The sequence below is a fragment of the Methylorubrum zatmanii genome (genome assembly GCF_014845115.1).
Lineage (GTDB): Bacteria > Pseudomonadota > Alphaproteobacteria > Rhizobiales > Beijerinckiaceae > Methylobacterium > Methylobacterium zatmanii.
In genome coordinates, this window is record NZ_NKUI01000326.1 from 1 (window position 1) to 1,389 (window position 1,389).

Annotated in this window: 1 protein-coding gene; it reads right to left on the minus strand. The window is 67.5% G+C overall.

Annotation, left to right across the window (positions count from 1 at the left end; genetic code table 11):
- Positions 1-263: 263 nt before the first annotated feature.
- Positions 264-1,292: an IS110-like element ISMmg2 family transposase gene (locus MZTS_RS24390; protein WP_009867220.1), complete on the minus strand. Its 1,029-nt coding sequence runs from the start codon at positions 1,290-1,292 to the stop codon at positions 264-266.
- Positions 1,293-1,389: the final 97 nt, after the last annotated feature.

Genomic DNA, 1,389 nt, shown 5'->3' on the forward strand with positions numbered 1-1,389 from the left:
ATGTCCTGTGTGGATGGCTCCCGCATTGCAAGTGGCGAATCGAGCTTCTGGCGCGTTGGTCGGGTGCAGTCTTGTGTCCGGCCTGTTGATGCAGTCGTGCATGTTGACTGCTGGCCCTGATGGTATCCGCGAGCTGGGTCCCACTCTGCTTAGCGGGCTATGACGCCCTGGACATTCGGCGGGGTGTCCCGGCTCCCGGTCTGACCGGTTCGCCATCAACTCTCATCGTCCTCGCAACCTGGCAAAGTCTCCTCGCCGTGCTGTCAGGCGGCCATGGCCGCTGGTGCGCGGTAGGTGCCACCGCGGGTCATGATCGCCCAGGCGACCCGCGCCGTGCGATTGGCCGCCGCAACAGTCACCACGCGCACCGGCTTGCGCTGCAGCAGCGCCGGCAGCCGCGGGTCGACCGAAGTCGGCGTCGCCTTCGCGCGCCGGATCAGAGAGGTCATGCCGACCACGAGCAGGCGGCGCAGGTAACGGTCGCCCATGCGCGAGATCCGACCCAGGCGCTCCTTGCCGCCGCTGCAGTTCTGCAGCGGTGTCAGACCCAACGAGGCCGCGAACTGCCGACCGGAGCGGAAGCGCTCGGGCTCGCTCACCGAGGCGGCCAGCGCGGTCGCCGAGACGATGCCGACACCCGGGATCGTCGCCAGGCGCTGTGACAGGTCGCAGTCCCGATGCCAGGCCAGCAACTCCTTCTCCAGCCGGGTGAGCTGGATCTGCACGGCGCCGATCTGATCGGCCAGCCCATTCACTACGCGCTGGGCCAGGGGCGGCACCTCGGCCGCGTCTCCGGCTGAGAGCCGAGCTGCCAGTTCGAGCGCATGGCGCAGGCCCCGCGCCATCTCGATCCCGAACTCGGCGAGCAGACCGCGGATCATGTTCACCAGCTGCGTGCGTTGCTTGACCAGCAGGTCGCGCGTCCGGTGCAGGGCCAGCGCCGCCTGCTGCTCGGTCGACTTCACCGGCACGAAGCGCATGCTCGGGCGTGTCACCGCCTCGCAGATGGCAGCGGCATCATTCGCATCGGTTTTGCCGCGCTTGACGTACGGCTTCACGTAAGCTGGCGGCATCAGCCGCACGTCATGGCCGAGCCTCATGAGTTCCCGGGCCCAATGGTGCGCTGTGCCGCACGCCTCCATGCCGACCAGGCAGCGCGGCAGCTTGGCGAAGAACGGCACGACCTGCGCCCGCCTCAGAGCCTTGCGAACGACGACGTGCCCAGCTGCGTCGACGGCGTGAACCTGGAAGATGCTCTTGGCTAGATCGATGCCGACGGTGATGATCTCCATGGGGATGGCTCCTGCATCTGCGTGGCTGCTTCGACAGCAACCACATCCTGGCACTCAGATGCCGTCAGTCGGAGCGGGAGCCATCCACCCCATCTGC